Source organism: Limoniibacter endophyticus, from assembly GCF_014652835.1.
GTDB lineage: Bacteria > Pseudomonadota > Alphaproteobacteria > Rhizobiales > Rhizobiaceae > Limoniibacter > Limoniibacter endophyticus.
Window position 1 is genome coordinate 118,070 of sequence record NZ_BMZO01000002.1, and the last position, 22,679, is coordinate 140,748.

The 22,679-nt window shown below is 57.3% G+C and carries 23 protein-coding genes; 11 read left to right on the forward strand and 12 right to left on the reverse strand.

Annotation, left to right across the window (positions count from 1 at the left end):
- Positions 1–56 precede the first annotated feature (56 nt).
- On the forward strand, positions 57–1,304 hold the full coding sequence (locus IE151_RS03050) for a mechanosensitive ion channel family protein (protein ID WP_189488325.1): 1,248 nt from the start codon (positions 57–59) through the stop codon (positions 1,302–1,304).
- Here the strand turns inward: IE151_RS03050 and IE151_RS03055 are convergent.
- Together IE151_RS03055 and IE151_RS03060 are read right to left on the reverse strand one after the other, a co-directional pair.
- On the reverse strand, positions 1,267–1,632 hold the full coding sequence (locus tag IE151_RS03055; protein ID WP_189488326.1) for a PPC domain-containing DNA-binding protein: 366 nt from the start codon (positions 1,630–1,632) through the stop codon (positions 1,267–1,269). The two genes, IE151_RS03050 and IE151_RS03055, sit on opposite strands and share 38 nt — an antisense overlap.
- Before the next feature lie 37 nt (positions 1,633–1,669).
- Complete coding sequence (locus tag IE151_RS03060) at positions 1,670–2,179, reverse strand: PPC domain-containing DNA-binding protein (RefSeq protein ID WP_189488327.1); 510 nt, start codon at positions 2,177–2,179, stop codon at positions 1,670–1,672.
- A 313-nt stretch (positions 2,180–2,492) separates the two neighbouring features.
- Here IE151_RS03060 and IE151_RS03065 point away from each other — a divergent pair, with 313 nt between their 5' ends.
- Both IE151_RS03065 and IE151_RS03070 read left to right on the forward strand, forming a co-directional pair.
- On the forward strand, positions 2,493–2,963 hold the full coding sequence (locus IE151_RS03065) for an Lrp/AsnC family transcriptional regulator (RefSeq protein WP_189487826.1): 471 nt from the start codon (positions 2,493–2,495) through the stop codon (positions 2,961–2,963).
- 121 nt (positions 2,964–3,084) lie between these two features.
- Positions 3,085–3,789 carry an SDR family oxidoreductase gene (locus IE151_RS03070; protein WP_189487828.1) on the forward strand — a complete coding sequence of 235 codons (705 nt, stop codon included), beginning with the start codon at positions 3,085–3,087 and terminating at the stop codon, positions 3,787–3,789.
- A 53-nt stretch (positions 3,790–3,842) separates the two neighbouring features.
- Here the strand turns inward: IE151_RS03070 and IE151_RS03075 are convergent, their stop codons facing one another.
- Positions 3,843–4,223, reverse strand: coding sequence for an Omp10 family outer membrane lipoprotein (locus IE151_RS03075; RefSeq protein ID WP_244636587.1), 381 nt, complete (start codon positions 4,221–4,223; stop codon positions 3,843–3,845).
- A 515-nt stretch (positions 4,224–4,738) separates the two neighbouring features.
- Here IE151_RS03075 and IE151_RS03080 point away from each other — a divergent pair.
- The 3 genes from IE151_RS03080 to IE151_RS03090 all read left to right on the forward strand — a co-directional run bounded on the left by IE151_RS03080 (position 4,739) and on the right by IE151_RS03090 (position 7,058).
- A complete protein-coding gene (locus IE151_RS03080) occupies positions 4,739–6,151 on the forward strand; it encodes a PTS galactitol transporter subunit IIC (protein ID WP_189487830.1) in 1,413 nt (470 codons plus the stop codon).
- 62 nt (positions 6,152–6,213) lie between these two features.
- Entirely contained in the window at positions 6,214–6,678 is a 465-nt protein-coding gene (locus tag IE151_RS03085) for a PTS sugar transporter subunit IIA (RefSeq protein ID WP_189487832.1), read from the forward strand.
- 92 nt (positions 6,679–6,770) lie between these two features.
- Positions 6,771–7,058 carry a PTS sugar transporter subunit IIB gene (locus tag IE151_RS03090; protein ID WP_189487833.1) on the forward strand — a complete coding sequence of 96 codons (288 nt, stop codon included), beginning with the start codon at positions 6,771–6,773 and terminating at the stop codon, positions 7,056–7,058.
- Between the two features lie 66 nt (positions 7,059–7,124).
- Here the strand turns inward: IE151_RS03090 and IE151_RS03095 are convergent, their stop codons facing one another.
- The 3 genes from IE151_RS03095 to IE151_RS03105 form a co-directional block, all read right to left on the reverse strand.
- On the reverse strand, positions 7,125–8,573 hold the full coding sequence (locus IE151_RS03095) for a homospermidine synthase (protein ID WP_189487835.1): 1,449 nt from the start codon (positions 8,571–8,573) through the stop codon (positions 7,125–7,127).
- Between the two features lie 84 nt (positions 8,574–8,657).
- A complete protein-coding gene (locus IE151_RS03100) occupies positions 8,658–9,827 on the reverse strand; it encodes an aminodeoxychorismate synthase component I (protein ID WP_189487837.1) in 1,170 nt (389 codons plus the stop codon).
- Positions 9,820–11,691 carry a M3 family oligoendopeptidase gene (locus IE151_RS03105; RefSeq protein ID WP_189487839.1) on the reverse strand — a complete coding sequence of 624 codons (1,872 nt, stop codon included), beginning with the start codon at positions 11,689–11,691 and terminating at the stop codon, positions 9,820–9,822. Before IE151_RS03105 ends, IE151_RS03100 begins: the two co-directional genes overlap by 8 nt.
- Before the next feature lie 367 nt (positions 11,692–12,058).
- Here IE151_RS03105 and IE151_RS03110 point away from each other — a divergent pair, with 367 nt between their 5' ends.
- Positions 12,059–13,849 (forward strand): peptidoglycan L,D-endopeptidase MepK, encoded by a 1,791-nt coding sequence (locus tag IE151_RS03110; RefSeq protein WP_244636588.1) that lies wholly within the window; start codon positions 12,059–12,061, stop codon positions 13,847–13,849.
- A gap of 134 nt (positions 13,850–13,983) precedes the next feature.
- Here IE151_RS03110 and IE151_RS03115 read toward each other — a convergent pair whose 3' ends face one another.
- The 3 genes from IE151_RS03115 to IE151_RS03125 form a co-directional block, all read right to left on the reverse strand.
- Positions 13,984–14,784, reverse strand: coding sequence for a D-alanyl-D-alanine carboxypeptidase family protein (locus IE151_RS03115; protein ID WP_189487840.1), 801 nt, complete (start codon positions 14,782–14,784; stop codon positions 13,984–13,986).
- Positions 14,785–14,848: 64 nt separating this feature from the next.
- Positions 14,849–15,481: a 2-dehydro-3-deoxy-phosphogluconate aldolase gene (locus IE151_RS03120; protein ID WP_189487842.1), complete on the reverse strand. Its 633-nt coding sequence runs from the start codon at positions 15,479–15,481 to the stop codon at positions 14,849–14,851.
- A gap of 66 nt (positions 15,482–15,547) precedes the next feature.
- On the reverse strand, positions 15,548–16,153 hold the full coding sequence (locus tag IE151_RS03125; RefSeq protein ID WP_189487844.1) for an N-acetylmuramidase family protein: 606 nt from the start codon (positions 16,151–16,153) through the stop codon (positions 15,548–15,550).
- Between the two features lie 160 nt (positions 16,154–16,313).
- On the opposite strand from IE151_RS03125, the gene trhO reads away from it, so the two are divergent.
- From trhO to IE151_RS03145, 4 genes are all read left to right on the forward strand, one after another.
- Entirely contained in the window at positions 16,314–17,240 is a 927-nt protein-coding gene (gene trhO, locus IE151_RS03130; RefSeq protein ID WP_189487846.1) for an oxygen-dependent tRNA uridine(34) hydroxylase TrhO, read from the forward strand.
- A 160-nt stretch (positions 17,241–17,400) separates the two neighbouring features.
- Positions 17,401–18,117, forward strand: a complete 717-nt coding sequence (locus IE151_RS03135) for a tellurite resistance TerB family protein (protein ID WP_189487848.1) — start codon at positions 17,401–17,403, stop codon at positions 18,115–18,117.
- 264 nt (positions 18,118–18,381) lie between these two features.
- Complete coding sequence (locus IE151_RS03140) at positions 18,382–19,065, forward strand: GNAT family N-acetyltransferase (protein ID WP_189487851.1); 684 nt, start codon at positions 18,382–18,384, stop codon at positions 19,063–19,065.
- Positions 19,066–19,103: 38 nt separating this feature from the next.
- Positions 19,104–19,292: a hypothetical protein gene (locus IE151_RS03145; RefSeq protein ID WP_189487853.1), complete on the forward strand. Its 189-nt coding sequence runs from the start codon at positions 19,104–19,106 to the stop codon at positions 19,290–19,292.
- A 3-nt stretch (positions 19,293–19,295) separates the two neighbouring features.
- Here IE151_RS03145 and IE151_RS03150 read toward each other — a convergent pair whose 3' ends face one another.
- The 3 genes from IE151_RS03150 to IE151_RS03160 form a co-directional block, all read right to left on the reverse strand.
- Positions 19,296–20,378 (reverse strand): nickel/cobalt transporter, encoded by a 1,083-nt coding sequence (locus IE151_RS03150; protein ID WP_244636589.1) that lies wholly within the window; start codon positions 20,376–20,378, stop codon positions 19,296–19,298.
- The gene (locus IE151_RS03155; RefSeq protein WP_189487855.1) at positions 20,379–21,029 is read right to left on the reverse strand and encodes a DUF1007 family protein; all 651 of its coding nucleotides are present in this window, start codon (positions 21,027–21,029) and stop codon (positions 20,379–20,381) included.
- A 71-nt stretch (positions 21,030–21,100) separates the two neighbouring features.
- On the reverse strand, positions 21,101–22,018 hold the full coding sequence (locus IE151_RS03160) for a LysR family transcriptional regulator (protein WP_189487857.1): 918 nt from the start codon (positions 22,016–22,018) through the stop codon (positions 21,101–21,103).
- Positions 22,019–22,679 lie beyond the last annotated feature (661 nt).

Consider the following 22,679-nt stretch of genomic DNA (forward strand, 5'->3'; position numbering starts at 1 on the left):
GCCGCAACAAAATGGCCCATGGCTACAGGAAATAACCCCGCTACATGATTTCGATGATAGAAGAGTTTTTAGCCAATCACCCGTGGGTGCTTACGATCATATCGCTTTGCGTCCTCGTTCTCGCAGCGCTCTTCGCCAATAATGTTTTCAAATCCGTTCTGCTTCGCGTACTGCATCGTCTGCTTGGACGTACCGCCTATGGGCGTGACGAGGAAATCCGTAAGCACGGGCTGATCGAGCGGTTGGCCAATATCGTGCCGGCCTTCGTCATCTTTACCGGTATCGCCATCGTTCCCGGCTTGCCGGAAGCGGTGGTGACGATCGTTCGCAATGTCGCGAATGCGTTTATCATTCTGACGCTCGCCATGGCGATCGGGGCGATGCTCAATATTGTCGATACGATCTATCATCGTCGCCCGGACGCCAGACTGAAGCCGATCAAGGGATATCTGCAGGTGGTGTCGATCGCGATCTACGTGATCGCGGCGTTGCTCATTATCGCCACGTTGATAGACCGTTCGCCGCTCATCCTGCTCTCCGGGCTAGGCGCCATGGCGGCAGTGCTCATTCTGGTTTTTCAGGACACGCTTCTTTCGCTGGTCGCAGGTATCCAGATATCCTCGACTGACATGGTACGGGTCGGCGACTGGATCGAGATGCCCGCCATGAATGCGGATGGCGATGTAATCGAGATCGCGCTGCATACGGTGAAGGTTCAGAACTTCGACAAGACGATCACCACGATCCCGATCCGCAAGCTGGTGACGGATTCCTTCAAGAATATGCGCGGCATGCAGGAATCGGGGGGGCGGCGTATCAAGCGCTCGATCCATATTGATCAATCATCCATCCGTTTTCTGGAGAAGGAGGATATGGAGAGGCTGACAGAGCTTGATCTGTTGCGCCCTTATCTCGAAACGAAGGTGGAAGAGATCACCCGCTGGAACGGCAAGTTGAACGGGAGCAGTGCGGCGCGTCTGGCCAATACCCGTCGGCTCACGAATATCGGTTGCTTCCGGGCTTATGTGCAGGCCTATCTGTCCTCGAACGCGGGGCTGCATAAGGGGATGATGCAGATGGTGCGCCAATTGCCGCCCGGCCCGGAAGGTCTGCCGATAGAGATCTATTGCTTTGCCAACACGATCGTCTGGACGCAATATGAAGCAGTCCAGGCGGATATGTTCGATCACCTGCTGGCCGTGCTTTCGGAGTTTGACCTGACCGTTTTTCAGAATCCGAGCGGGTCGGATTTCCGTAGCACTGTCTTCAGAGAACGGATTCAGGCAACCACTCTTCCAGCGTGACTTCGAAAGTCATGCAGATCGGATTGGATCCGGCAATGAAGGGACCGCCATAGACGTGGCCGTTCGTGTCGGCAACAACGCCGGTGAGAGAGGCCTTGAGCGAGCCATCCGGACGCTGGCGCACCTCGCCGGCAAGGCTGACGATTTCGACGGCTGGCCCCTCGATCTGGATGCAGCCGCCATCGGCACTCCCGATGCAAGCATCAACCAGACTGCCGAGGGCACCGCGCACGAAGGCATTCTTGAAGCCTTGCGCGAGGCAGAGCTTTTCCACGCCCTGCACCAGATCTTCGTTGGGGGCGATGCGGGCATAAGCCACGCGCCCCATGGCGCCGGATTCGACCGCCGTAAAGCTGCTTGCATTTTCAATGTTCATCACAGACTCCGTGCGGCTGGAGAAGCGGGATATTGGTTTCCGGGTCGTAGGCCTGGCGCAATTCAAATCCGTCGAGCGATGTGACCAGAGCGGAGATCGGGGCCGATCCGACAATGCAGCTCTCCGTCAGAATATGCCCGCCGCGAATATCACCGCGTTCCGTGCGAAGAACCGCGTGGCAGTGCACGAGTGGCGTGTTCTTCATGCTTTTGCCGAGCGTGGCGTTGCCGAAGATCATGTAGGCTCGCCCCGCATGAATGGGCCTGGTATAGGCAATGACTGCCTGGCCGGATGGATCAGGCGGCGCCACGCAATAATCAAGCGTCTCGAAAAGACCGCCGAGGATCGTCATGGACGCATTTCGGACGCCGGCCTCTGCCAATGGTCTCACCAACCCCTCGTAGAGTGACTGGCCCGGCAGCAGCGACAGGCGAATGTGCCGACTTGCCGTGGCGCTCATGCTCTGGATGCGAACAGGGTTGAACTGGCCTGGATGCATCAATGTGCGAGGACGTGGCAGTTGGGAACCCTTCTGCACGCGGACCTTGGGCAGCGGTGTCCGAGCGGGTTCGGCAAGATGGGCCGGAGATGGTGAAACCTCCGCGATGAGGCTTGAAGCGTGCACGCGATCCTCCCAGACGTATGAGCTTTCAATGTGAACCGTACCGTAGCGTACGGCCTTCAGAATTTCTTTCTGATCTCGCTGGGCGGCGCGGTGAGAGGCAGATAATAATTTTGAACTTCATATATTTGGCGATAAGATTTTCTTGAAAACGTTTCAGTGGAAAAATGATCGGGAGGAGAGTGGCCGAATGGGCAAAGCACTGGATCAGATCGATCGCAAAATCTTGAAGGAACTTGCCGCAGACGGTCGAATCACCAGCGGACAGCTCGCGGAACGCGTCGGTCTCTCGGCCAGCCCTTGCTGGCAGCGGGTGCGGCGGTTGGAAGAGGAGGGATATATCCGGGGTTATGCGGCACTTCTCGACCAGACGAAGCTGGGCCTGACAGAAACCGTGCTGATCGAGGTGACGCTTGAAAAGCACGATGACGACATTCTGCGAAAATTCGGCGAGGCGATGGCTTCCTACCCGGAAGTGCTGGAAGCCTATTTGACCACCGGCGAATATGATTATTTCATCAAGGTCGCGGTCGATGGCACTGCGGGGTACGAGGAATTCCTACGCAAGAAACTTTACAAGGTACCGGGCATTCGCCACTCACGCTCGGTATTCGCTCTCAAGTGCCTCAAGCAGAAGCCGTTCTACGTGCCGCAGAACTGAGCAGCTTTGGCAAATGTGCCGGTGGAATTCGAAATTTCTGCGCCGCTTGGCGGGATTTTACGGTTTCCAGGCCTCCCGCATTTGATTAGCGTGGCCGAAACAGCCTTGTGCGGAGAACATGATGCCAGCAGAGAAGGTAGCAATCATTACAGCCGGTGGGAGCGGCATGGGCGCCGCCACGGCGCGGCGTCTTGCCGCCGACGGGTTCAAGGTCGCTATCCTGTCCTCTTCCGGAAAAGGTGAAGCATTGGCCGGAGAGCTTAATGGCATCGGCGTCACGGGTTCAAATCAGTCGGTGGATGATCTGCAACGGCTCGTCAACCTTACGCTGGAGAAATGGGGGCGCGTGGATGCGCTGGTCAACAGTGCGGGGCACGGCCCTCGTGGGCCGGTTCTCGATATATCCGATGAGGAATGGCATAAGGGAATGGATACGTATTTCCTCAACGCCATCCGGCCGACCCGCCTCGTCGTGCCTGCAATGCAGGCACAGAAATCCGGTGTCATCGTCAATATATCGAGCGCATGGGCGTTCGAGCCAAGCGCAATGTTTCCGACCTCGGCCGTGTTTCGCGCGGGGCTTGCCTCTTTCACCAAGATATTTTCCGATGCTTACGCCGCAGACAATATTCGCATGAACAATGTGCTGCCCGGCTGGATAGACAGCCTGCCTGCAACCGAGGAACGCCGAGGGTCCGTTCCCTTGCAGCGCTATGGCAAGTCTGCGGAAATTGCGGCCACCGTGGCATTTCTCGTTTCCGAGGGGGCTGCCTATATTACGGGCCAGAATATCCGCGTCGATGGTGGCCTGACGCGCTCCGTTTGAAAAAAATGCCTGCGCCGCTTTCAGACGCAGGCATTCATTGATCGGCTACAATATCAGGCGCGACGGGTGAGAACGAAATTGTTGCCGTTGGCCAGTGTGCAGTTCATCTGACTATCGGAGACGAGAGCGCATGTTGCCTGCGTGTTCTGCTGGCTCTTGATCGAGTAGAAGGACAGGTCAATGGTGCGCGGATCACGCGGAGTATAATTGCCGGTGGTTAGAAGCTCGCCGGTTCCCTGCGTCCGCGATTCAAAGCGGCCATTGTTCAAAGTAGAGACCGCGACGCCATCTGCGCCCATCCAATTCCCGTCAAAAGGCGAGCGTTGCGGGGCAGGGTTGGCGCCCGGGCCCATGGAGACAGGACGCGAGGGGCCATCGCCCACACAGCCTGCAAGAGCCAGCGCAATAATTCCAAGCGGGATCAGTTTCTTCATCGGTTCGACTTCTCGTTTTCTTCGCGAGGCGCAGAGCGGGCATCGCTCGATTGGATGATTGCGTTTCGCACCTACTCGTTATCCAAGTCATTGCGCGGATTGCATCAAATTTCAAGCCGGAACGAAATGCTGTTGTTTGACGGAGTCGCTCTGACAAGGCGTGTATCAGCGAATTGTTCCGCGATTTCTGCTCAGTCCGCTCGTCCTCCTTCTACACGGATGGTCGGCAGGCCTGAATGCAAATTTAGGGGGAGGGATCTGTCCCCCGTTCTCTTCGCCACTGAAATGTGAGACGATGATGCTTCTCTAAAGCATTTACGATTTTGCTGTCTGCAATCGTTGCGTCGGCGGTTGACAAGTGCCGCAAGAGAGATATTAGACTTTCGTTCGTGAAGCGCAACAAATGTTCTGGGTGGAGCAGTTGCGCGGATTATGACGATTTTCGCAGTTCGCCGGGATATGAGTGGTGGCGTCTGCATCGGGATGAGGCGCGTCTTGCGCTTCGGGGGGGAAATATGGACGTCTTTTTGACTGGCCTGAAATCGGCCATTGATACACTCGGCGCAACTGTTCTGTTGCCGATCGTCATCTTTTTCATTGCACTGGTTCTGGGAGCAAAGGCGGGCAAGGCATTCCGCGCAGCGCTGACCGTCGGTGTTGCCTTCATAGGTATCAATCTGGTGCTTGGCCTCATGCTGACTTCGATCGGCGAAGTGGCTCAGGCTATTGTCACCAATACCGGCATTCAGCGTGACATTGTTGATGTTGGCTGGCCTTCGGCCGCAGCCATTGCCTTCGGCTCATCGGTCGGTCTCTGGGTTATCCCGGTTGGCATAGCCGTCAACGTGCTGCTGCTCGTCACGCGCATGACACGCACGCTCAATGTAGACGTCTGGAATTTCTGGCACTTCGCCTTCGTGGGTTCGCTGGCCGTTGCTGCAACCGACAGCCTGATCTACGGCATCGCGATTGCTGCGCTGGTTGCTGCCTTGTCGCTGCTCTTCGCCGATTGGTCGTCACGCGCGGTACAGCAGTTCTATGGTATTCCGGGCGTGTCTGTGCCGCATCTGGCATCGGCACAAATCCTGCCGATCGCCATCGTGCTGAACTGGATCATGGATCGCATTCCCGGCATCAACAAGATCAATATCAGCACCGAGACCATTGAGCGCCGCTTCGGCGTCTTCGGCGAGCCGGTCGTTCTGGGCCTGATCATCGGTCTGGTCCTCGGCGTCATCGCGTTCTACAATGCTGGCGATTTCGGCACGGTTCTCGCCAAGGTGCTCGGCACCGGCATGACGCTTGCTGCTGTCATGCTGCTTCTGCCACGCATGGTGAAGATTCTGATGGAAGGCCTTATGCCGGTTTCGGATGCGGCGCAGGAATTCGTGCGCAAGCGCGCTGGCGACCGCGAACTTCTCGTTGGTCTGGACTCCGCCATTCTCATAGGCCATCCAGCGGCAATCTCGTCGTCGCTGATCCTCGTTCCGATCGCCATCATTCTGTCGGTGATTCTGCCAGGTAACCGTGTCATCCTGTTTGCCGATCTCGCGGTCATTCCCTTCATCGTGGCGCTGACGGCTCCGCTCCTGAAGGGCAACGTATTCCGCATGGTCATCGTCGGCACCGTGACGCTGGCCGTCGGTTTCTATGTGGCAAATGCTCTTGCTCCGTTGTTCACGTCGGCTGCGGTTTCGTCCGGCTTCCAGATGCCTGCCAATGCGGTCCAGATCACCTCGGTAGTCGATGGTTTCCTCTGGATCCCGTATGTCATCATCAAGGCCCTGCAATGGCTCGGCGTCATCGGTATCGTCGTTCTGTTCGCTGTTCTTGCCGTTCTCTTCGGTCTCTACCGCGCCAATACGTTGGCCTGGGAACGTGCCGCAGGTGCGGAAGACGAACCCGCAGACGAAGCGACGAAGGCCTGAGGCCAGACAAACTTGCGCCGCCGTTCGTCGCGGCGGCGCATTCTTTTTGATGGAGAATGCATATGGCAACGAGCCTGATGGACTATCTCGACAAGGGTGCCGTGGTTGCAAAACTCGATGCCGGGAGCAGCGAAGAGGTCATTCGCGCGCTCGCAGCAAAGCTGGAAGCGCTCGGCTATGTGAAGCCCTCTTATGTGGAGGCAGTCCTCAAGCGCGAAGCTACCATGCCGACCGGTTTGCCTATGGGTGATGCGAAGCGAAATGTTGCCGTGCCACACACTGATCCGGAGCATGTTCTGAAGCCGGGCATCGCCCTTGCTACCCTCACCACGCCCGTGAATTTTGCGAATATGGAAGATCCGGACGAAGCCGTGCCGGTGTCGACTATCGTCATGCTGGCGCTGAATGACAAGGATGCACAGGTAGAGATGCTATCGACTATCATCGCCACCATTCAGGACGAGGCAATTATCGAGGCCTTTGCGGCCGCTCAAACGACGGAAGATGTTATCGCAGCCCTGAGCTAAAAACGTTGCTTATGGTCATAACGCTTTGTTTGATTGACCCAGCGACAGGGAATGCGTAACCGTTTCATGAAGATAACAAGGGAGCCATTTCCGTGGCAAAGCAAAAGACCATTCTCTTCGTCTGCGGGACGGGAGTAGCAACATCGACGGTTGCGAATACGAAGACCACCGAGGAAATGAAGAAGCGCGGCCTGACCTTCGAAGCCAAGCAGTGCAAGGCGAGTGAAGTGGCATCCCAGGCCGATGGTGCCGACTTGATCGTCGCCACGACCTTTTTGCCATCGACACCTTCTATCCCCGTGATCAAGGGTCTGGGCTTCCTGACAGGCATCGGTCTGGACAAGATTTACGACGACATCGAAGCGGAATTGCGCAAATAATTCTCTGATTCAGATGAAATGAAAAAGGCCGCGCGGTTTTCCGCCGCGGCCTTTTCATTGGCTCAATCAGAACTGGACAAGGACGTTCTTGAACTGCCAGGCGTCCCTCGTGTCGATGCGCTCCTTGAAGAGCTTGGCGCGATCGTCAAGCGGCGTCCAGTCCGTATAGTATCCTTTCAGCGTACCGAGATAGGGCCTCTGGATTTCCAGGCAACGGCGGAAGTCCATCTCGTCGGTCTCCACGATGCCGGCCTGGGGATTCTCCAACGCCCAGACCATGCCCGCGAGTACGGCGGATGAAACCTGAAGACCGGTCGCGTTCTGGTAGGGAGCGAGCTTTCTCGCCTCGGCAATCGTCAGCTGGGACCCATACCAGTAGGCATTCTTGTCGTGGCCGTAGAGCAGGACGCCAAGCTCATCCGATCCATCGACAATGTCCTTTTCGTCGAGCACACGTTGCGTTTTCTGAGCTTGGCCGCCATTGCCGAACATTTCGTGCAGGGAGAGAACGGCGTCGTTGCATGGATGATAGGCGTAGTGGCAGGTAGGGCGGTAGACTGTCTTTCCGGCCTGGTCCTTCACCGTGAAGAAATCCACGATCGAGATTGCTTCATTATGGGTAACCAGGAAGCCGTATTGCGCGCCATGCGTCGGACACCATGTGCGCACGCGCGTGTTCGCCCCGGGTTGCTCCAGATAGATCGCGTTTTTTGCGCCCTTTTTGAAGCTTTTGGCGTTTTTCGGCATCCATTTTTCATGCGTGCCCCAGCCGAGTTCGGCGGGCTGGAGACCTTCCGAGATGAAGCCCTCTACCGACCAGGTGTTCCAGAAGGTGTCGAAGGGCTTCGGCTTCCTGGTGCGCTGGGTGTCACGCTCGGCGATGTGAATTCCCTTCACGCCAACCGATTGCATCAGCGCGGCCCAACCTTCGCGATCGCCGACCGCGGGCACCTCGTGCTTAATCTCCAATTCCGTCGCGAGATCGAGCAGAGCCTGCTTGACGAACCAGGAGACCATGCCGGGATTGGCGCCACAGCACGAAACGGCCGTCGTGCCACCCGGGTTCTTGCGCTTTTCCTTGCGCACCGTTTCGCGCAAGGCATAATTCGTGCGGCTGGCATTATCGGCGCTTTCGTCGAAATAGAAGCCGGCCCATGGTTCGACGACCGTGTCGACATAAAGCACGTCCAGTTTGCGGCAGAGCTTCATCAGGTCGAGTGAAGAAGTGTCCACCGAGAGGTTGACGCAAAAGCCCTGACCCCGGCCGTCCTTCAGAAATGGTGTGAGCAGCGCCTTGTAATTGTCCTTGGTCACATGTTCCTGAACATAGGCGATGCCGCGTTCATCCAGCAGCGCACGGTCCTCATCGCGCGGGTCGATGACCACCATACGTTTCTTGTCGAACTTGAAATGACGCTCCAGCAAGGGGAGGGTGCCGCGCCCGATCGAGCCGAAGCCGATCATCACAAGAGGACCCATTATTTCGCCATAGATCGGCCATTTGCCTTGCGCCATTCTCAGGATTCTCCAGACTATTTCCTTCGCGGCCAAGAGTATCGAAGCCGCGTGAACATGAAAGAGCAATTTTACAGAAAAGATTTATGACAAGTCGGATTTATAACGGGCTGGAAAGAGTTCCACACCGGAAAACCGAGATTTGAGTAAACATTCGCGGTATTCGGCAGAACAGTCGGAATCGAAAACGATACCACCACCAACATTGAAGATGGCCCTGCCCGATTTATGCAGGGTGATGGTGCGTATGGCAACGTTGAAGCGCATCGGGCCATGTGGCGCGATCCAGCCGATTGCTCCACAATAGACATCGCGGGGGGCTGTTTCCAGTTCCCGCAGGATTTCCATTGCGCGGATTTTCGGCGCGCCAGTGACAGAGCCGCAGGGAAAAAGCGCGCGAAAGACATCTTCGATGGAAAGTCCTGGCAGGAGTTTCGCCCGTATGCGGCTGACCATCGTATGTATGGTGGGATATGTTTCGACCGTGAAGAGTTCAGGCACACAGAGCGTGCCAACCTCGGAAATGCGCGAGATGTCGTTGCGCAGGAGGTCGACGATCATCAGGTTCTCGGCCCGGTTCTTTTCGTCATTGCGCAGGGTTTCTTTTAGCGCAGCGTCCTCCGCTGTCGATTGTCCGCGCGAGATGGTACCCTTCATGGGCGAGGTCTCGATAAATCCGCTTTCGTCGATCTCGAAGAAAAGTTCGGGTGAGCGAGAGACGATCGCCGGGCCGCCAAGTTCCACGAGGGCACCGTAGCGGACGGGCTGGGGAGCAATAAGTGTTTCAAAAAGTGCTTCCGGTGCAAGATCGCACCGCGCATCAATCTGGAAAGCGAGATTGCCTTGATAGCAATTTCCAAGCGCGAGATGCCGGTGCAGCTTTGCAAACCGAGGAGCGTAGTCGGTTTCCGTCCAGGCGGGTGTCGCATCATAGAGGGTGCGATTGCTGGAGACCGAAACGGGTTCCGCTGGAGAATCGGCAGGGGCATCAAAAACGCCGAAGGAAAACAGCGGCACTTTCCGCTCACGCGGTAGAAGCGGCGCCAGCTTTGGTTCAAGAAGATAGCCCGCCTCATAGGAAAAATAGCCTGCCAGCCATTTTCCGTCTTTTCGCGCAGCATCCAGCCGGGCAAGTTCCGGAAAGAATTCTTCCGCGCTTCCGGCCTCGATCAGATCGAGCGGGGATGCAAAAAGGCGCGTCGTTTGCGCGATGTCATCCCGGAAAAGGACGCGCCTCAAAGGATTATCAGCCATTCGCTCCGCCGGAAATCTGCCGGTCGAGCTCTTCCAATTCATCGATCAGACCAGCGATCATGCCAAGACCGATCTGCCAGAAGCCGGGATCGGAGGCATCCAGCCCGAATGGCTCGAGCAATTCGGAGTGGTGCTTTGTGCCGCCCGCCCTGAGAAGTTCGAAATATTTGTCCTGGAAGCCGGCTTCGGCATTCTGGTAGACGCCATAAAGCGAGTTCACCAGGCAGTCGCCAAAGGCGTAGGCGTAGACATAGAACGGGGAGTGAATGAAGTGCGGGACGTAGGTCCAGAAAGTTTCATAGCCTTCGCCCAGATGGATTGAAGGACCAAGCGCTGCCTTCTGGGTCTCGAGCCAGAAACTCCCGATCTGCTCGGAAGTCAATTCACCCTCTCGGCGAGCGGTGTGGACTTTGCGTTCGAACTGGTAGAAGGCGATCTGGCGTACTACGGTGTTGAGCATGTCCTCCACCTTCTGCGCCAGCATGGCCTTCTTCTCGCGCGGGCTGGAAGCTTTGGCCAGCAGAGAACGGAAGGTGAGCATTTCACCAAATACAGAAGCAGTTTCGGCTAGCGTCAGCGGTGTAGAGGCCATCAGCGCACCCTGTTTGCCGGCCAGTACCTGGTGCACGCCATGACCCAGTTCGTGTGCGAGCGTCATCACGTCGCGCGGCTTTCCAAGATAGTTGAGCAACACATATGGGTGCGCGCTTGGAACGGTTGGATGAGCGAAAGCGCCGGGAGCCTTGCCGGTGCGGGTAGGTGCGTCGATCCAGTTCTCGTCGAAGAAGCGACGCGCAATATCTGCCATTTCGGGTGCAAAGCCCGCATAGGCCGACAAGACGGTCTCGCGTGCTTCATCCCAGCCGATGACACTGGTTGGCGTTTCCGGTAGCGGAGCGTTGCGATCCCAGAACTCCATGGTTTCCAAGCCGAGCCACTTGGCTTTCAGTGCGTAATAGCGGTGCGACAAGCGCGGGTAAGCCTCTTCGACAGCGTTTGCCAGCGCGTCAACGACTTCGCGCTCGACGCGATTGGCCAGATGGCGGGAATCAGCGATATCCTGGAAGCCTCTCCAGCGGTCCGAGATTTCCTTATCCTTGGCCAGCGTATTCGTAATATGAGTGAAGCTGCGCAGGTTCTTTTGGAAGGTTGCGATCAACGCCTTCGCCGCCGCCTCCCGTGCCTCGCGCTTCTCGGATTGCAGCTTGTTCAGTGTCGGCTCAAGAGGCAACTCCTGACCATCGACGTTGAAGCGCAGCTCCGCGAGATTTTCGTCGAACATGCGGTTCCAGGCACCGGAGCTCGTTACCGACTTGTCGAGAAAAAGCTGCTCCGTCCTGTCATCGAGCTGGTAGGGCTTGTCCTTGCGCAGATCGACAATCCAGGGCCGATAATGTCCGAAAGTCCGATCAATATCCATGGCGTCGTCGACAAGCGCATCATCGATGCGGTTGAGCTCGAGCGTAAAGAACAGGAGATGGCTTGATGCATCGGTCAGCTTTTCCTGGACATCGCCGTAGAGCTTGGCATGGCTGGGATTGCTGGTGTCGCCGAAATAGAGGAGGCCTGCGAAGGAGACGATGCGACCGAGCCGGTCTTCGATGGCCTCGTACGCCTTCATGGCGCGGCCAGGAGCACCGCTTTGAGCATTACGCATCGCGGCTTCCAGCTTGCCCTTCCATTCGATCTCGAAGTCGCTGCAGAGTTTACGGGCTGCGCCTAAATCCTCGACAAGCTTCGGGTCGTCGATGCCCGCATAGAGCGCGCTCAGGTCCCAGCTTGGTAGATCGCCCATCTCCGCGGCGTTCGCCAAGGCGGCTTCTGCAGGTGCATGAATAAAACGGCTTTCGGGTGGGCGGCGCATGAAAACTCCTTAAGTCCAATTGCTTTCGCTATAGCATGAGCATGGCGACTTGCCACAGGCGGCCATGCTCTTTGTGGCAGAAATAGGTTTGAATATGTAAGGTGCAAGCAGGGTTCTGAACGGTACGCCAGCGTCCAGAAAACCCTGTAATTATCACTATTAACTTGGTATTTACCTTAATAAGTACAAAATGACTCGATGGGTCTCACGTCATCGTGTTGGCGCATTTGGCCTTCAAATAACGGTCGTTGACCATTAAAACTTTAGTCGGGAAGATGCTTGCCCGCATGAAGATGTATGGGGACGCTTCGTTAAGGGTCTGAATTGTTTGCGTTTTGTATCTGACAACGACCAGCGGGAGAAGAGAATGTCCGCATGGACCTCTCGAATAGTGTGCTGGATGCTCGCAGCCGGCGCCTTGTTTTTCATGATTTCGGCCAGTCATGCCGAAACCCGCAGTCTCAAGCTCTACTTCATTCACACGAAGGAGAAAGCGGAGATTGTTTACAAGCGTAATGGTCGCGTCGATCCTGCGGGAATGCGTCAGATCAACCGTTTCCTGCGCGACTGGCGTCAGAACGAAAATGCCAATATGGACCCGCGCGTTCTGGATATTATCTGGAACGTCTATCGCGAGGTTGGCGCGCGCGATTATATTCATATTGTTTCCGCTTATCGTTCGCCAAAGACCAATGCCATGTTACGTTCGCGTTCCAGTGGCGTGGCAAAGAAGAGCCAGCACATGCTTGGTCACGCCATCGACTTCTTCATTCCAGGCGTTCCTTTGAAGAAGTTGCGTGACGCTGGCCTCAAATATGGCGGTGGCGGCGTCGGCTACTACCCCCGCTCCGGATCGCCCTTCGTTCACATGGATATCGGTAATGTGCGGCATTGGCCACGCATGAGCCGCAGTGAACTGGTTGCCGTGTTTCCCAAAGGCGGCACTTTGCACGTTCCCTCTGACGGCAAGCCCTTGCCCGGCTACGATGTCGCCATGGCGAATTACAAGAAGTATCAGAACAGCGGAACCATGATGGCCTCTGCCTCCTCATCGTCCGGCAGGGGGCGTGGCCTTCTTGCATCGCTCTTTGGCAGCGGCGGCGAGGAAGAAGAGGATATGGCCGAAACCGCGGTTGCAGCAGCTGCACCCAGTCGCGCTCGCTCTGCGCCTGCTCCGTCCGCGCCTGTTCCGGCTGAAGAAGTTGCAACGACTGTTCCTAACGTTGCGCCAACTCCGCTGGCGCGTCCGCAAATGCCGGGTGTTCCTGCTGCAACTCCGGCACCGGTTGCAGTTCCACCGGCCGATATTCCGGGTAATCAGCCTGCGCCTGTTGCTGAACAGCCCGCTTTGGTTGCTTCTTTGCCTGCCGCTGGCCCGATGCCGCTTGCTGCACCACGCGCCGCGCTGGCTGCCGTCAATGACGAGCAACAGGAGGCCGGTGGGGGCATGCTCGCTTTTGCCGGGGACAATGCGCGTATTCCACTCCCATCGCCGCGCCCCGAACTCGCGCGCCCTTCTCCAGAGGGCGGTACTGCGCGTGACGAGATTTCGCAGTTGCTTGCCATGGCCCAGACGGAAGTCGATGACGCGCCGGTTCCTGCCCAGCGTCCGGCACCTGCTCTGACCGTTCAGGCTCCACGCTCTGACGAGAAGGCCGAAAAGGGCGACAGCGTCGTCCTGGCGGCACTTTCACGGGATGTCGTTGGAGCTTCGCCGGCACCCAAGAACGAACCGCTCCAGCCTGCGAAAATGCTAGCCGGCGTTCCCAGCCGGGAAGCACCACCGACCTTGCCGGAAAGCACGCCGCAGCAAGTGGCTGCCTTGCGTGAGGAGCCTCGTCTCATTGCCAAACCTGCCAGCGCGCGGCCGGCGATCCGCAGCACGGCGAAGGGTGCACGCCCTGTCGCTGGCGAAAGCCGCCATGCCGCGAAACCGATCGTTGTCCCCGCTGATGGTTCCGATGCTCGCTGGGTGCTGGAAGGCAAACATGACGAGATGGTGAGCCAGCCTCCGGCAGACGCCCGTCGTGCCCGCGAAATAGTTCGTACCGCACCCAAGCAAGTCTACACGGCGGGCTTCCAGGCACCGAAGGACATCGACACTGCCCGCTTCAGTGGCAAGGCCGTGAATTTCATGTCCGTGGCGCGCTTCCAGTAGGTTAGCAAGCAATCCAGCCGCGCTGACCAAGATCCCGGCTGCGGCAACGCAACCGGGATCTTTTGTTTTATGCGAATGAGTTCCTTTGTGAGCTGCGCTTTGGCAGGTCGCGCGCGGAGCTGGATCGAAAACCGTTAAAACCGCACCGCGAGATAGCGATCAAGCAAGGCCCGCGTCAGCACTTCACGGGCCTTGACGCTTCTTTCCCCCATCACCACGACGATCAACCGGCGGCCATAGGCTCGTACAGAGGTGACGACATGGTAACCGGAGGCAGCCGTATAACCGGTCTTGATGCCGTTGACGCCGGGGTAGCCGCCAATGAGATCATTATGTCCCTCGATGCCGCGGCCTCGGAAGGTGAAGCTCTTCGTCGAGAAAAGACTGAAGCGGCTGGGAAAATCGCGCATGAGGGCGATTCCAAGTCGCGCCATGTCGCGCGCGGTCGTCACCTGGCCTGCCGCCGTCAGGCCGTTCGAGGTGGCAAAGATCGTGTTCCGCAACCCGAGCAGCTTGGCCCGGTTGGTCATGTAGCGGGCGAAACGGGCCTCATCTCCTGCAAGTGCCTCAGCAATTACGACGGTTGCATCATTGGCCGAGCGGATGGCAGTTGCCGTTACCGCCTCGCGGACGGAGATCGTGTCTCCAGGCGTCAGCCCCAGCTTGTATGAGGGGCGGCGTGCTGCTTCGGACGAAACGGGCAGACGATCTTCCCATCCGATGACGCCTTCGCGCAACGCCTCGAAGGTCATGTAGAGGGTCATCATCTTGGTGAGCGACGCCGGCCCGATCGGCGCATCGGCATTGCTCTCTTCCAGGACACGTCCGCTGGCTACGTCGATGACGATATGCGCTTGTTGGGCATGCGCCGGGCCTGTGGCGATGATGAGCAGAAGGAAGAAGGCAGCGTAGAACGGGCGAAGCAGTGACGACATTTCAAACTCCCGAGATGGCTGAGGACGGGCGCGCGAACGGCTATCTGGCCCTCTGGAACAGAAATCAGAGCTTGGCCGCGTCGCGGGCCAGCTGCGTAATCGCCTCCCAGTCCTTGGCAGCAACCAGCTTGTCAGGGGCAACCCAGGACCCGCCGACACAGACGACGTTCGGTAAAGACAGGTAGCTCGAAGCATTGGCGAGACTGACGCCACCGGTGGGGCAAAAGGAGATACCCGCGAAGGGCGAGGCGAGCGACTTGATGAAATCGGCGCCACCGGCTTGCTCCGCGGGAAAGAATTTCAGGAAGTCGAGACCTGCCTCGCGCGCCAACATGATTTCGCCCGGCGTGATCGCGCCCGGAAGCAGAGGCACGTCGTTGCCTTCAGCAGCCTTGAGGAGGGAAACGGTGACGCCGGGGCTCACGATGAATTTCGAACCCGCGCTGACAGCTTCGTCGAATTGCGACGGGGACAGGATCGTTCCGGCGCCTACGACGGCTTCCGGCACCTCGGCCGCAATCTTGCGGATGCAGTCCAGCGCGGCCTTCGTGCGCAGAGTTACTTCGATCAGTGGCAAGCCGCCGCTCGCCAGAGCGCGTGCCAGAGGCACGGCGTTTTCCAGGTCGTCGATCTTGATGACCGGCACGACCTTTTGCTGGCCGAGCAGAGATTTCATGCGGGCAGATCCGGATGTCATGCGTCGTTTTTCCTGTTCCTGATGCTGATTTTAATGAACTAGCAGATCATAACGACATCCCCAAGTCTATCGCGGGGCTCCTGTTGCGCGCTTCGCAAATCGCTCATGCGCGCGGGCCAGACGCAGATGGTAACTGTTCTTGCGATAGGCCGGACCGTTATAGGCGCGCGCAAAACCTTCCCAGTCGCGCCGTAAAAGCACCTTGTCCAGGTCATTGAAGGACAGGAAGCGCAGCATCAATCGCATCTGTCCTTCGAAGTTCTCGCATGCCTGATCCCGCAATTCCTGCACGCTGACAAAGCCAAGAACCTTCCAGTGAAATCCCATAACCTGTCCAACTCCCCAGGAGGTGGCGCTCAGCGCCGCAGTCTCGTTAAGGGCGCAGGCGCGTGCCAGCATACGCCAGCGGTCTTTCTGCTCCCTCGGATTGCGGATTGCGCCCGGACGGCTGGCGCTGAGGAACGCCGCGCGCGCAACCTGGCGATCTTCTGGTGCCAGCAGCCGGTCGAACCAATGCCCTTCGAAACGGATCAGCGGCTTCTTTCCGCCGTCGACCAATACATGTGTGCGGCCGCCGCTTTCTATGTCGATGATCGCGCGAAGCGTCTGCGCCTCATAGCCATATTCCGCTGCCAGCGTCTCGACCATTGCGATTTCTTCTTGAGTGAGCATTTCCTGTCTCCGTTATGATGGAGACATTGTCGCCGGAGGCTGAAAGGCGTGGATGAAATTCGTTCATGCGGAGACGCAAGGCGGGCCTGCCGAGGGATGAAAAACGCCTATTTCCGGGAAGCCTTGCGAAAAACAGAATTCGGGATTACACGCATGCGCCATGAACCAGTCCACGTCAAACGCCGATTTTCTCGTCGCCGCGCTCTATCGTTTTGCGGGTTTTTCCCGCTTTTCCGAGTTGCGCGAACCTCTTGCCGCCTTCTGTGAAGAAAAAGGTATCAAGGGCACGCTTCTGCTTGCGCACGAGGGGATCAACGGCACTGTGGCGGGTGCGGATGCGGCCATTCACGCGCTGGTCGACTGGTTGAATGCCGTGCCGGAGCTGAGCGGGATAGAGGTCAAGTATAGTCGCGCCGAGCTCATGCCTTTCTATCGGATGAAGGTGCGGCTCAAGAAAGAGATCGTCACGATGGGTGTCGAAGATATCGATCCAAGCAAGGACGTTGGCACCTACGTCGAAGCGCGTGACTGGAATGCGCTGCTTGCAGACCCCGATACGGTGGTGATCGACACCCGTAACGACTACGAAGTCGCCATAGGCACCTTCAAGAACGCCCTCAATCCAGACACTGAAACCTTCCGCGAGTTTCCCGACTGGGCAAAGGCGCGCAAGGAGGATTTCGAAGGCAAGAAGCTCGCCATGTTCTGTACGGGCGGAATTCGTTGCGAGAAGGCAACCGCTTTCATGCACAGGCTGGGGCTGAAAGAGGTGTATCATCTGAAGGGCGGCATCCTGAAATATCTTGAAGATGTGCCGCAGGAAGAAAGTTTGTGGCAGGGCGAGTGCTTCGTGTTTGACGAACGCGTCTCGCTCAAGCACGGCCTTGAGACAGGGGAGGCTACGCTCTGTCGTGCCTGCCGCCATCCACTGATGCCGGAGGAGAAGCTGTCGGCCCTCTTCGTGGAGGGCATATCATGCCCGCATTGCCATGATGAGCGTTCGGAAGAGGATCGCAGGCGTTTCGCAGAGCGCCAGAAGCAGGTAGAGCTCGCCGAAAAAGCCGGCAAGGCCCATATTGGCAGCTAAGCCAAGCTCCAGAAAAAGCGAACAGGTTTCAGCCCCGAAGCAGTATCTCATTTGCTTTCCTTGAAAGCGGCGTCCGCGAGGGTCATCTAAATGTCGCTTTCAACTGGTTCAAACGTGTCGGATTTTCCGGCTCGTAGAGCCTTCTAACCTGGAGATGCGGATGTTCGATCCTAAAAAGCTGCTCGGTGATTTTCTCGGTTCAAAGGTGCCCGGAATGCAGGGATCCGTTGGATCGAAAGCGGGGGATTTGACACAGCTGGCAAGGAATAATCCGTTGGCGACAGGTGCGATCGCTGCTGTATTACTGGGCACTAAAACGGGGCGTTCGCTGGGTGGGTCGGCGCTGAAACTGGGTGGTCTGGCCGCCGTTGCCGGTTTGGCTTACAAGGCCTACCAGCATTATCAGGCGGGCGAGAGACCGCAGACGCAGCCTAATCCGGCACAGGCTGAGCCTGAGCTTCTGCCGCCGCCAGCTGATACAAGTTTTCATCCGTCCATGGCCCCACAGGGCGAGGATGAATTTGCACTTTCTCTCGTGCGCGTGATGATTGCTGCTGCTAATGCTGATGGTCATATCGACGATGCAGAACGGGTGCATATCATGGGCAAGCTCGATGCGTCGGGCGTGGATGCAGAAGACAAGCAATTCATCGATGCAGAGATCGCCAAACCGCTCGATATCCATCAACTCGCGGCACAGGCTCAGACGGATGCGCAGAAAGTCGAGATTTACACTGCTGCCCGCCTGACAATCGACCCGGACGCACGCGCCGAACGCCGCTTTCTCGACGAATTGGCAACAGCGCTTAATCTTCCGGATGCGCTGACCGATCATGTCGATACGGCAGTAAAAGAACAACAAGAGATTGCTGTATAAATAAAATATAAGAACATTTTATTCTATGCACAATTCGATTTTATTCTGAGATGAAAAGTAACGACGAGTTAATCTGGCAATAGTACATTGGTGTTTCGAATCAGCTCTTCTCCTCCCAAGCGGATTCGACCCCTGACTTGAGCGGCCCCCTAAAGGCCGCTCATTTTTTATGCCGATTGCGCTAATCTTTTGGTCCAATACAGTTGATGCATTCTCATTTCACCTCGCTCAGTCATACAAGGAGGCGAACGACTGGAGGAACGAATGGCATCGCTTGAGGATAAGATTTTCGGGAAACCGCAGCGTCTGGTGCTGGCAGGACATTACGTGCGGCTCGAGCCGCTTGCTGCCCAGCATGGGGACGATCTCTTTGCCGCTTCGAGTGTCGCGGATGCGTCGGAGCGTTTTCGCTGGCTTTTCGAGGCAGCTTCAGATGACCGTGCGGTTTTCGACAAGTGGTTTGGCGGTGCGCTTGAATCCGTCGATCCTCTGTTCTTCGCCATTGTCGATGAGAAAAGCGGCAAGGCGCTGGGGCGTCAGGCGATCATGCGTATCGATGCCAAGAACGGCGTAGGTGAGATCGGCAATATCTACTGGGGGCCAGACCTGTCGCGCACGCGAGGCGCGACCGAGGCGCTTTATCTGACGGCACGCTATCTGTTCGATGACCTTGGCTACCGGCGCTTCGAGTGGAAGTGCAATAATCGCAACGAACCGTCCAAGCGCGCTGCGCAGCGTTTCGGTTTCACCTTCGAGGGCCTGTTCCGCCAACATCTGATAGTCAAGGGAGAGAATCGCGACACAGCCTGGTTCTCGATCATCGATAGCGAGTGGCCGGCGTTGAAGCAGGCCTATGAGGCATGGCTTTCTCCTGCCAATTTCGATGCAGAGGGAAAGCAGATTACGCGCCTGGAGGACTTGCGAAAGAAATTTCTCCAGTCAGAATAGACGGTGCAGCTATCTGGAGCTGCGGGAGGGATGCTGGCATGGATGAGAACAGCCGGAAAAGCGTGCTAGGCGCCGCCGTCGTTCTGGGCGGTTTCGGGAGCGTAGCCTATTTCCTGCCATCAATCATTCTGGGGCTTGGCGATGTGTCGCCCTTTCTCGGTGGCGCCGTTGCTCTTATCTTCGTCGCGGCCTTCTTTGGTATCTTCTGGCTGCGGGGGCGATACTAGGCTTCAGGCCGAAAGTGACGCGCTCAGAAGCAGCAAGCCAATAATCAGGACGAATGCAGCGCCGCCGATTTCGATTGTATGGTGGATCGCGGTGGAGATGTGGGGATTTGACGCTCGCGACAAGGCAAAACCTTTCACGCCGACGGCCATCATTGCCAGAGCTGCGACCGTGATGGCGGTGCCGAGCGACATGGCAAGCACCGAGAGCAGCCCACCGAGCCATAAGCCGTTCATGAAAGAAAAGGTCAGTACGATCAAGGCGCCGGAACAGGGTCGCAGGCCGACTGCCAGAAGCGCAGAGCCAGCTGCCCTCCAGTCCATCTTTTCGGAAGCGAATCGCGCGGGATCGATAGCATGTGCGACCCCGCAGGTAGTGCAGATCTCGCTCGCTTCACTTGTTGGCGCATCGCAGACAAAGCTGTTTGCCGAACGGGGAGTATTGGCGCAGGCGCGAAGCTGTGTGGCGGGCTGAAACGCGACTGCTGCGGAAAGAGAATGCGGGGCAGGGCGTCTTACCTCCCTCGTCAACAGCCAGTGGCGTACGAGCGGCGTTATTTTCTTGTAGAGCAGCCAGGCTCCGAAAAGCGTCACCATAGCGTAGCTGCAAACCTCGACGGCCCACGTTGCCTGTGTCATTCCGATGGAGAGCTTACGCAGGAAGAGGAAAGCTGCGCCGACCAACAGAACTGCGGTAAGACCCTGCAAAATTGCGGATATCACCGAGAGCAGGATACCCCGGCGCAAGGCGATTTCATTGGCCAGCATGTAAGATGATATCACTGCCTTGCCGTGGCCAGGGCCAGCGGCGTGGAATATGCCGTAGACGAAGGAGAGGCCGATCAGCGGCAGCAGCGCTGAATTGTCCTGACGCATCGCAGAGAGCGTCTGGCGCAGCATTCCGTAAAAGCTTTGCTGCTGCGTGTTGATCCAGTTGAGCAGCGGCGCGAACCAGCCGGTTGAAGGCAGCGTCGCTTCGTTGGAGCCGATGCCGAGCGAGCTCTGCGCATGCGCCATATGAGCGATTGCCGGAAGCATCATGGCAACTGCTATTAAAACCAGGAAACAGCGAATCGCGGCCGTCTTCATCTATTGCGTATCCTTGCAATCGAATTGGAACTTGGTGGCGAAAAGCTTCGACAGATCGTTGCCATTAGGATCGTTGAAAAACGCTTCCGTCAAGGAGCCCTGGTTCTGTGCGATAGCTTCATCCGGGTCCGGACGGACGACGGAGGTCGTGCAACGCGAAGGGAGGTCCTTCACCGCCATATTCGCGTCTTCAACGAAGTCGATGGCCGTATAGAAGGTAGGGTCGTAGACACCAAATTGCATCGTACCCTTCAGCGGCAAGATGTCTTGCGGCATGGATTCATACATGATGATAAGCTGGCCGTCCTGATAGAGCGCCTTCAAATCGTCGGGCGGGGCCATCTTTATTTCTTTGCCATCAACCGTGACGAACTGGAAATAGTCGAAGTCGCCGATGGAATCGTAGATCACTTTGGAGACTTCCGCCATCTCCTCCGGATCCAGCACATTGTCGCCGTTCTTGTCGAATTCGAGTATCACCGTTGAAGAGAAGAGGTCATCGAAGCGCCACAGGTGACGCAGCGAGCGGACGTTTTCACCCTCGAGCATCACGTCGAGACGCGCCTCCGCGAAGACATGCGGATGCGCGAAGGCAGGAGCTGGCGCGATCAGCACGGCAAGAAGCGCGACAAGGCGAAGGGCATGTCTCATGACGAGGGAAATTCTCCCGAACGGTTCACTGCTTCATTTCCCATGATGGGGGCGAAATTGGGACGCTGCCCTCAAAGCCCCGGTGGACATTGCTCTATTGGCTTGTTCTTGAACCAGTGCGCAAGGTAATCGACGAAGGTGCGAATCTTGGCCGGTAGATAGCGGCGATGCGGATAAACTGCGTATATCGCCGCCTCAGATTGGATGAATTCATCGAGCACGCTAACCAGAACGCCACTCTTGATCGCCGGAAAGGCAATGAAATCGGGCAGGTAGACAAATCCCAGGCCGGCAATGGCCGCCGATCGCGCGGCAAGCGGACTGTTAACCTCGATCGGGCCTGAAACGTTGACGGAGATCGGATCACCGTTTTCGTTGATGAAGGGCCAGTTGCCGAGCGTGCGGGCATTCGTGTCGATGATGCAGGGACGACCGGCGAGATCGCGCGGTTGTCGGGGCATTCCCGCTTGCTCGATCAGAGCCGGAGAAGCGCAGAGAACGCTGGAAAAGGGCGCCAGCTTCTTCGCGATCATCGAAGAGTCCTGGAGCCGGCTCAGACGAATCGCCACGTCGAATCCCTCCTCGACCAGATCCACGAAGCGATCGTCCAGCCGGATGTCGAGCACGATATCGGGATGGGCCAGGGCAAAATCGATAAGCGACTGGCCGATTGGCGCATCGGCGAAACTGCGCGAGGCGGAAACCTTGATGCGTCCGCCAATGCCGCCCGAGGTATCGCGCACGGCTTCCTGCAAACTATCGACCTCGCGGATAATCTCGGAGGCGCGCGCATAATATGTATGGCCTGCCTCCGTCAGAGAAAATTGTCTCGTCGTACGATTGAGGAGCAGGGCGCCCAATTCATCCTCCAGTTCACGCACATATTTGGAGAGCAGGGCCTTGGAACGTCCGATCTTGCGTGCGGCAGCGGAGAAGCCTTCCGCTTCGACGACGTCGATAAAGGCTCGCATGCGGGTGAGTGTGTCCATCGCAAGGTCTCCGTTCCGGGTCTTGGGGGCGCTGCGGCGGGCAGGACCGAATCATTACCGACACATTAGCGAGTGCAGCGCGGCAAGGCGATTAAATTGACCTGAACTCGCGTTCCATAAATAGGCCGAGAGCGTCATAAAATGGCGCAGAAATGACGCTGCCATGTCGCCGCCGTGACAGTGAGCAAGTTGCGCATTTTTTTTGCAGAATCCCGCAAAAACCTATTGATTCCGGTGAGCGTTTTTATTAAATCCCGGCTTGCCCAAAGTCGCACGTGCCTGTGGGTGTCCCCCGAGCTCCGGAATGGCGGAGAAATCGGGACGGTACCTGGGAGCTAACACGCCCAGTTGCTATATCGGCCAACCGACATAGCAAGGACATCTTGAAGCAACGACGGTGCGGGCCTTTCTAGTGTCTACCGGTTGTCCACAAACCGGGAATGCTGAAGAGGCACACCTTCATTGCCGTAGAGTGCGGTGGGAAATCCCCTCCAATATCTAGGCAGACAAAAGCGAACGCAGACCAGTTTCTGGCCTGGTTCAATCGCAACGCAGCATTGCATCCGCTTCGGTTTCTCCAACGGCCGTCTCGTGTGTTCTTGCAGCGTCATTGTCCACAAACGGAACGTACGTGATGCATGCCTTGCACCGTGCGGCCGGC

Excerpts from the sequence above, each read along its gene's own strand:
- IE151_RS03055 (WP_189488326.1), bottom strand. The coding sequence starts at position 1,632 with ATGGGGCGCGTGGCTTATGCCCGCATCGCCCCCAACGAAGATCTGGTG.
- IE151_RS03060 (WP_189488327.1), bottom strand. The coding sequence starts at position 2,179 with ATGCATCCAGGCCAGTTCAACCCTGTTCGCATCCAGAGCATGAGCGCC.
- IE151_RS03065 (WP_189487826.1), top strand. The coding sequence starts at position 2,493 with ATGGGCAAAGCACTGGATCAGATCGATCGCAAAATCTTGAAGGAACTT.
- IE151_RS03070 (WP_189487828.1), top strand. The coding sequence starts at position 3,085 with ATGCCAGCAGAGAAGGTAGCAATCATTACAGCCGGTGGGAGCGGCATG.
- IE151_RS03075 (WP_244636587.1), bottom strand. The coding sequence starts at position 4,223 with ATGAAGAAACTGATCCCGCTTGGAATTATTGCGCTGGCTCTTGCAGGC.
- IE151_RS03080 (WP_189487830.1), top strand. The coding sequence starts at position 4,739 with ATGGACGTCTTTTTGACTGGCCTGAAATCGGCCATTGATACACTCGGC.
- IE151_RS03085 (WP_189487832.1), top strand. The coding sequence starts at position 6,214 with ATGGCAACGAGCCTGATGGACTATCTCGACAAGGGTGCCGTGGTTGCA.
- IE151_RS03095 (WP_189487835.1), bottom strand. The coding sequence starts at position 8,573 with ATGGCGCAAGGCAAATGGCCGATCTATGGCGAAATAATGGGTCCTCTT.
- IE151_RS03100 (WP_189487837.1), bottom strand. The coding sequence starts at position 9,827 with ATGGCTGATAATCCTTTGAGGCGCGTCCTTTTCCGGGATGACATCGCG.
- IE151_RS03105 (WP_189487839.1), bottom strand. The coding sequence starts at position 11,691 with ATGCGCCGCCCACCCGAAAGCCGTTTTATTCATGCACCTGCAGAAGCC.
- IE151_RS03110 (WP_244636588.1), top strand. The coding sequence starts at position 12,059 with ATGTCCGCATGGACCTCTCGAATAGTGTGCTGGATGCTCGCAGCCGGC.
- IE151_RS03115 (WP_189487840.1), bottom strand. The coding sequence starts at position 14,784 with ATGTCGTCACTGCTTCGCCCGTTCTACGCTGCCTTCTTCCTTCTGCTC.
- IE151_RS03120 (WP_189487842.1), bottom strand. The coding sequence starts at position 15,481 with ATGACATCCGGATCTGCCCGCATGAAATCTCTGCTCGGCCAGCAAAAG.
- IE151_RS03125 (WP_189487844.1), bottom strand. The coding sequence starts at position 16,153 with ATGCTCACTCAAGAAGAAATCGCAATGGTCGAGACGCTGGCAGCGGAA.
- trhO (WP_189487846.1), top strand. The coding sequence starts at position 16,314 with ATGAACCAGTCCACGTCAAACGCCGATTTTCTCGTCGCCGCGCTCTAT.
- IE151_RS03135 (WP_189487848.1), top strand. The coding sequence starts at position 17,401 with ATGTTCGATCCTAAAAAGCTGCTCGGTGATTTTCTCGGTTCAAAGGTG.
- IE151_RS03140 (WP_189487851.1), top strand. The coding sequence starts at position 18,382 with ATGGCATCGCTTGAGGATAAGATTTTCGGGAAACCGCAGCGTCTGGTG.
- IE151_RS03145 (WP_189487853.1), top strand. The coding sequence starts at position 19,104 with ATGGATGAGAACAGCCGGAAAAGCGTGCTAGGCGCCGCCGTCGTTCTG.
- IE151_RS03150 (WP_244636589.1), bottom strand. The coding sequence starts at position 20,378 with ATGAAGACGGCCGCGATTCGCTGTTTCCTGGTTTTAATAGCAGTTGCC.
- IE151_RS03155 (WP_189487855.1), bottom strand. The coding sequence starts at position 21,029 with ATGAGACATGCCCTTCGCCTTGTCGCGCTTCTTGCCGTGCTGATCGCG.
- IE151_RS03160 (WP_189487857.1), bottom strand. The coding sequence starts at position 22,018 with ATGGACACACTCACCCGCATGCGAGCCTTTATCGACGTCGTCGAAGCG.